This is a genomic window from Nocardia sp. NPDC058518, assembly GCF_042719655.1.
Classification (GTDB): domain Bacteria; phylum Actinomycetota; class Actinomycetes; order Mycobacteriales; family Mycobacteriaceae; genus Nocardia.
Genome location: NZ_JBHXNJ010000004.1, coordinates 191,770 through 198,207, shown reverse-complemented (window position 1 = coordinate 198,207; position 6,438 = coordinate 191,770). Strand labels below are relative to the sequence as shown.

Below are 6,438 nucleotides of genomic sequence, written 5' to 3'. Positions count from 1 at the left end.
GCTTGCTCTCCGTCCTCGCCCGCCCCCCCCGGGGCCGCGCGGCCCCCCCCCCGGCCACTTCGTGGCCGCCGCTCCCTAGGGGTCGCGGGTGCGGGTTGGGAGTGCGGTCATGGCAGACCTGGTGTGTGCGGTGTGGATGGTTTCACGTGGAACGCGGACTGTTCCTCGCTGCGGAGATTGATCGGCGGGACGCAGCCGACTGATCTCGCGAGGACATGGGTAACTCCTCAACCACCTCCCAATGGCTACCCGCATCACGTGAGGCCGAAGGAGAACAGTCGCGCTACCGGACGGCACGCTGAAGGCTCGGAGAGGCGGAATAGGCGTGTCCTTCTCGGCGTGCCGCGATTCAGCTTTCCTAACTGACTTAGGGCTGGCAAGCTGTCAGAGTCGGGCGGGAGTGAGCCACCCTCCTCGAGTCTTCGAGTTCTCCACCGACACAGTTTGTTTGTGACGACACGGCGCCGACGCTCGTCGGGGATACGTGATCTGAAGTTTCTCGGGTTAGGAGCAATCTATGTCGAGCGGTCCGGCGAATGTTTCACGGGAAACAACGTCGCGGGTCCCGGGGATGCTGGATTCCAGCAACTTCGACGCGGAGACGTTCGGGAATACTCCTTTCGGGCATATCTCCCCGGCCGAGACCCCGATCGCGGCGGAAGCGCAACGCGCCAGCCAGATTCTGCATCCAGGAAAGGTCAATGTGCCGAAACCTCGCGAGCAACGGATCATCACTATCGCCAACCAGAAGGGCGGCGTCGGTAAGACGACTACGACGGTCAATCTCGCTGCGGCGCTAGCGCACCAGGGAATGACGGTCCTTGTGGTCGATCTTGATCCGCAGGGGAACGCGAGTACGGCGCTGGGCGTCGCACACAACTCGGGTGTGCCGTCCAGCTACGAGCTGTTGATCGGCGAGGTGACGGTCAAGGACGCGATCCAGGTGAGCCCGCACAGCGAGCGCCTGCTGTGTGTTCCGGCCACGATCGATCTGGCCGGCGCGGAGATCGAACTGGTCTCGATGGTCGCCAGGGAAGGCCGGTTGAAGACCGCGATCCGCGAGGCGGGCATGGTCGGTTTCGACATCGATTACGTGCTGATCGACTGCCCGCCCTCGCTCGGCCTGCTCACGGTCAACGCGCTCGTAGCGGCCAAGGAGGTGCTGATCCCGATCCAGTGCGAGTACTACGCGCTGGAAGGCGTGGGTCAGCTGCTGCGCAATATCGGGCTGGTGCAGGCGCACCTCAACCCGGAACTACACGTGTCGACCGTCCTGCTGACGATGTACGACGGCCGCACCAAGCTGGCCGACCAGGTTGCCGAGGAGGTGCGCAACCACTTCGGAGACGTCGTCCTCAAGTCGATGATCCCGCGCAGCGTGAAGGTCTCGGAGGCGCCGGGCTACGGGATGACCGTGCTCGATTACGATCCAGGCTCCCGCGGTGCGATGAGTTACATGGACGCGGGACGCGAGCTCGCCAGTCGTGCGCAGCTGAAGCAAGACGCGTCGTAGCGTGAGCGTGAGTTGGAACGAAGAAGGGATCGGTAGCCGATGAGTCAGGCGAAAAAGGGCGGTCTCGGTCGCGGGTTGGCCGCATTGATCCCGACGGGTCCGGCCGTGACGCCGGGCCTGAGTAGTGCCGCGGCAAGCGTGATCGGGATCAATCCGATCGGCCCGCAACCGGCCGAGGCATTCCTGCATCGGGTTCCGGACGCCGAGCCGGAACCCGAGCCCGAATCCGATCTGGTCTCCCCCGGCGGCGCGGTGTACCGCGAGGTTCCCGCGGACCTGATCGAGCCGAACCCGAAGCAGCCGCGTCAGGTCTTCGAGGAAGACGCACTGGCCGAGCTGGTGCACTCGATTCGCGAGTTCGGTCTCATGCAGCCGATCGTCGTGCGCCGTATCGAACCGGGCGTCGACAAGTTCCAGTTGGTCATGGGCGAGCGCCGCTGGCGCGCCTGCCAGGAAGCCGGACTCGCCACCATCCCGGCGATTATCCGCGACACCGACGACGGTTCGATGCTGCGTGACGCGCTGCTCGAGAACATCCACCGCGTGCAGCTGAACCCCCTCGAAGAGGCGGCGGCCTATCAGCAGCTGCTCGAGGAATTCGATGTCACCCACGAGGAATTGGCTTCGCGAATCGGTCGATCCCGGCCGGTGGTGACGAATATGATTCGTTTGCTGAAACTGCCGATTCCCGTGCAACGTCGGGTGGCCGCCGGGGTGCTCTCGGCCGGACACGCCAGGGCGCTGCTCGGCTTGGATGCCGGCGCGGACGCACAGGAAGTACTGGCGGCGCGGATCGTCGCAGAGGGGCTGTCGGTTCGGTCTACCGAGGAAGCGGTGCAACTCGCGAATCGCGAGCCCTCGCCGACCGCTCCCCCGGCACCGAAACGCAAACCGATCCACATGCCGGGACTGCAGGATGTTGCCGAGCGACTCTCGGGGTCTTACGACACCAGGGTCACGGTCAGCCTCGGTAAGAACAAGGGCAAGATCGTTGTCGAGTTCGGTTCGGTCGAAGATCTCGAGCGCATCGTGGCGCTGATGGAGCAAGTCGGCCCCGAAACGTCACTGTGACTGAAAGAGGCGGCACGTACTGTGGATAGTGATGTGGCGTGAGCGTGGATGAATCCGACAGCTGGAGGCTGAACAGAGCGGTGTCGACCAGCGTCACGGCGTTGACTCTCGACGGGCTCGGTCAGCTCCCGGCGCACACCCGGCGGTGTGTGTTCTGGGAGCTCGACCCGGCCGTCGCCGCTGACTCGCACGCGTTCAGCGATCCGGTCTTCGAGAAGGAAGCCTGGCTCTCGACGGTGATGCTCGAATGGGGCTCGTGCGGGCAGGTGGCCCACGTGGACAACAACCTCGCGGGCTGCGCGCTGTACTCCCCCCCGAGTGCGGTGCCGCGGTCGGCACTGTTCCCCACCTCCCCCGTGAGCCCGGATGCGGTCCTGCTGACCACGCTGCAGGCCGAATTCCCCTACGACGAGGCCGATGTAGCCCATCGCCTTGTTCAGGCCGTGGTGGCCGATCTGGTGCGTCGTGGCGTGCGTGCGCTGGAGGCGTTCGGCATTCGCAACGGCCCACCGTCCAGTTCGGTGGCCGATCGGGGCTTCGGATCGTCGATGCGGCTGATGGAACGGATCGCGGCGCCACTGCGCGACCCGTCGTCGGCGACGAGGTGCACTCCCGAAACCTGCATGATCGACGCGGATTTCCTCGCCGAGGTCGGCTTCGAAGTGGTGGCCCCGCATCACCGCTTCCCCCGCCTGCGGCTGGAGCTCAACTCCGATCACGGCTGGAAGGAAGACGTCGAGCGCGCACTCGACCAACTGCTGGCGGCTGCGCAGATCCGCCTCCCCGTGACTTCTGGCCAGATTTAGGTGCGTTGTCGGATAGTGACGCGGCTGGCCGGAAGGCGGGGAGCCGGTTGGCCCGTTCCCGGTGAGTTACCCATGTAGTCACGAGATCAGTGAAACGGCCCCGCGGAAAACCGCGGGGCCGTTGGTCTTTGTAGAACTACACGCGCGGGGCTGGAACGTGGCCCGCGTCGGCGGCCGCCAGTTCTTCGGCGAGCAACTCGGCGAAGGTGTAGGTGCCGGTGGGCTGGTCGTCCTGGCCGAGTAGGTAGAGCCGCTTCACCGAGATGAGAATCGCTTCGGCGATCACGTCGCGCATGCGCGGGTTGGTGAGCACCGAGGCGTCGTAGTCGTTGGTGAGGTAGCCGAGGTCGACCTGAACGGTCGGCATCTTGGTCAGGCGTAGCAGGTCCCAGGTGCGCTGATGAGTCCGGCAGTCCTGCACCGAGGTTCGGGCCACTACTTCGCGCTGGATGAAGCCGGCGAGTACCTGACCGATCATCGACACCGAACCGTGGGAGTTGCCGAAGTAGAAGCCGGCCACCCCCTTCGCCGACGGGTTGTCACTGGTCGCGCAGCGCAGCGAGATCATCAGATCGGCATCGAAGGCGTTGGAGGTATCGGCGCGTTCGACATCGGTGGGGTTGGCGCCCCACGGCCGGGACAGGAAGGTTTCCATGCCCGTCGCGGCCATCCGGCCCTCGAGGCGGGAAGCCAGATCCCACAGGATCTCCGACTCGAAGACGTCGCCGAATTCGGTGGGTACCGCGAAACCCTTGTCGGTGCCGCCGAATCCGGGGTCGATGACGATCCGCTTACCGGTGAGCTGCGGGCCTGCCCGGTGCACCACTTCTTCCTCGGCGATGCGGTGCGGGTTGCCACCGGTGACACGCGCGCCGAGCAGATCCAGCGAGCGCAAGGTGTCGGGTCCGCAGATACCGTCGGCGGACAGACCGATCTCGCGCTGGAACGCGCTGAGACCGTCGTGGGTGTGCGGGCCGAAGTGCCCGTCCACCCGGTACACGTAGAAGCCGAGATCCTGCAGCTTGCGCTGCAGGGTGGCCACGTCGTCACCGTAGAGCGGTGCCGACAATTGGTAGATCAACGTGCGAGCACCCAGCCGGTAGGAGGCTTCCTTCAGCGCGCGATAGGTGGCCGGACCGACCACCCCGTCGACGAGGAGACCGCGCTGCTGCTGGAACGCGCGGATCGCCGAATCGAGGGGCCGATCGAACACCGCCTCGGTGTCTTTCCAATACTCCGGGACGTCGGTGGATTCGACGTGTGGGAGATGCAGGAAGCCGAGGCTTGCGAGGGTGCTCCGAACCTCTGCGACGGCTGGTCCTGAATCGCCGTGACGAAGTCGGTGCATGCGTGAGAGCCCTTTCCTTCGGCCGGAGCGTGGCGTCAATTGTCGCAGACCCGGGCCGCTTTGCGGGAATCCCGGGTCCAGGCATCCTACGGCGCGTCGGCCGGTAGGAGACGCTTTTATCGGATGCTCTGTGTTAGATGAGCCCGTCGAGCTCGCGCAGCAGTGCGGCCTTGCCCTTGGCACCGACGATCTGCTTCACCGGCTTGCCGCCCTGGAACAAGATCATCGTGGGCAGCGAGAGGATCTGGTAGTCGCGGGCGATGCCGGGATTGGCCTCGGTGTCGAGCTTGGCGATGGTCAGCTTGTCGGCGTGGGTGCCTGCGATCTCCTCCAGCACGGGGGCGACCATCTTGCACGGGCCGCACCAGTCGGCCCAGAAGTCGACCAGCACCGGCTTTTCGCTGAGCAGGACGTCATCAGCGAAGGACTGGTCGGTGACGGTGATGGTGTTGGCGCTCTCGGCCATGGGTGTCTCCTCGACAGGGGTGGAACTCGAAATACTCGAAATCAGTTGGTGCGCACGGCGGCCGGGCCGTCGGCGTGGTCGAGCGTGTTGGCGGTGATGTCGCCCTGCTCGGCGAGCCAGCGCTCGGCGTCGATCGCGGCGCGGCAGCCGGTACCCGCGGCGGTGATCGCCTGCCGGTAGGTGTGGTCGACGAGGTCGCCCGCGGCGAACACGCCCGCCACGTCGGTGGCGGTACCCGGTTCGGTCACCTGCACATAGCCTTCGCCGTCGAGTGCGACCTGGCCCTTGACGAGTTCGCTGCGCGGGTCGTGGCCGATGGCCACGAACAGCCCGGTCGCGTCGAGCTCGGACTCCTCGCCGGTACGGGTGTCGCGCAGGGTGAGGCTGGTGACGCTCTTCTCACCGTTGACCTTCACGACCTCGGAGTTGAGCCGGAACTTGATCTTCTCGTTGGCCTTGGCGCGCTCGAGCATGATCCGCGAGGCACGGAACTCCTCACGGCGGTGTACGACCGTGACGCTCGCGGCGAACTTGGTGAGGAAGGTCGCTTCCTCCATGGCGGAGTCACCGCCACCGACCACGACGATGTCCTGGCCCTTGAAGAAGAAGCCGTCGCAGGTGGCGCAGGCGCTCACGCCGCGGCCGAGCAGGTCCTGCTCCCCCGGCACGTTCAGGTAGCGCGCGGCCGAGCCCATCGCGAGGACGATGGCGTAGGCCTCGAAGGTCTCGTCACCGACGGTGACCTTCTTCACCGGGCCGGACAGGTCGATCGCGTCGACGTCCTCGGTGCGCAGCTCGGCGCCGAAACGCTTGGCCTGGTCGCGCATCTGTTCCATGAGGTCGGGACCCATGATGCCGTCGCGGAAGCCGGGGAAGTTCTCCACGTCGGTGGTGGTCATCAGGGCGCCACCGAACTGGGTGCCCTCGAAGACCAGCGGCGAAAGCTCCGCGCGGGCGGCGTAGACGGCCGCCGTGTAGCCGGCGGGTCCTGAGCCGACGATGATCAGGTCGCGAACTGGCGTGCTCATGGGGCCCTTCCGAAAAAGCAATGTGGGGACGTGTCGATTAACAACAGCCTAAACGGTGTTGTTCCCACAGCACGTCGGTGCTGCCCACAAGTGGTGCAAGGCGCACAAACAAACAACCAAGTGCACAACCTGGTCCGAGTAACCCTGATATGTCCCTACCCGAAGGGGCCCGCCCCGATCTGGACTGACCGGAGGGTGCGACGAAG

The 6,438-nt window shown here is 65.6% G+C and carries 6 protein-coding genes; 3 read left to right on the top strand and 3 right to left on the bottom strand.

Translation table 11 applies throughout. The features are described from left to right. Window positions 1–571: 571 nt before the first annotated feature. From ACFWPX_RS09935 to ACFWPX_RS09925, 3 genes are all read left to right on the top strand, one after another. Window positions 572–1,513, top strand: coding sequence for a ParA family protein (locus ACFWPX_RS09935; RefSeq protein WP_378922071.1), 942 nt, complete (start codon window positions 572–574; stop codon window positions 1,511–1,513). Between the two features lie 39 nt (window positions 1,514–1,552). Continuing rightward, on the top strand, window positions 1,553–2,584 hold the full coding sequence (locus ACFWPX_RS09930) for a ParB/RepB/Spo0J family partition protein (RefSeq protein ID WP_378922069.1): 1,032 nt from the start codon (window positions 1,553–1,555) through the stop codon (window positions 2,582–2,584). An 80-nt stretch (window positions 2,585–2,664) separates the two neighbouring features. Beyond that, on the top strand, window positions 2,665–3,390 hold the full coding sequence (locus ACFWPX_RS09925) for a GNAT family N-acetyltransferase (RefSeq protein ID WP_378927222.1): 726 nt from the start codon (window positions 2,665–2,667) through the stop codon (window positions 3,388–3,390). A 136-nt stretch (window positions 3,391–3,526) separates the two neighbouring features. On the opposite strand, the gene ACFWPX_RS09920 is transcribed toward ACFWPX_RS09925, so the two are convergent. The 3 genes from ACFWPX_RS09920 to trxB all read right to left on the bottom strand — a co-directional run bounded on the left by ACFWPX_RS09920 (window position 3,527) and on the right by trxB (window position 6,232). Continuing rightward, window positions 3,527–4,738, bottom strand: coding sequence for a peptidoglycan-binding protein (locus tag ACFWPX_RS09920; RefSeq protein WP_378922067.1), 1,212 nt, complete (start codon window positions 4,736–4,738; stop codon window positions 3,527–3,529). Window positions 4,739–4,871: 133 nt separating this feature from the next. Then, window positions 4,872–5,204, bottom strand: coding sequence for a thioredoxin (gene trxA, locus ACFWPX_RS09915; protein ID WP_056822621.1), 333 nt, complete (start codon window positions 5,202–5,204; stop codon window positions 4,872–4,874). A 41-nt stretch (window positions 5,205–5,245) separates the two neighbouring features. Beyond that, complete coding sequence (gene trxB / locus ACFWPX_RS09910; RefSeq protein WP_378927085.1) at window positions 5,246–6,232, bottom strand: thioredoxin-disulfide reductase; 987 nt, start codon at window positions 6,230–6,232, stop codon at window positions 5,246–5,248. Window positions 6,233–6,438 lie beyond the last annotated feature (206 nt).

Excerpts from the sequence above, each read along its gene's own strand:
- ACFWPX_RS09920 (WP_378922067.1), bottom strand. The coding sequence starts at position 4,738 with ATGCACCGACTTCGTCACGGCGATTCAGGACCAGCCGTCGCAGAGGTT.
- trxB (WP_378927085.1), bottom strand. The coding sequence starts at position 6,232 with ATGAGCACGCCAGTTCGCGACCTGATCATCGTCGGCTCAGGACCCGCC.
- ACFWPX_RS09935 (WP_378922071.1), top strand. The coding sequence starts at position 572 with ATGCTGGATTCCAGCAACTTCGACGCGGAGACGTTCGGGAATACTCCT.
- ACFWPX_RS09930 (WP_378922069.1), top strand. The coding sequence starts at position 1,553 with ATGAGTCAGGCGAAAAAGGGCGGTCTCGGTCGCGGGTTGGCCGCATTG.
- trxA (WP_056822621.1), bottom strand. The coding sequence starts at position 5,204 with ATGGCCGAGAGCGCCAACACCATCACCGTCACCGACCAGTCCTTCGCT.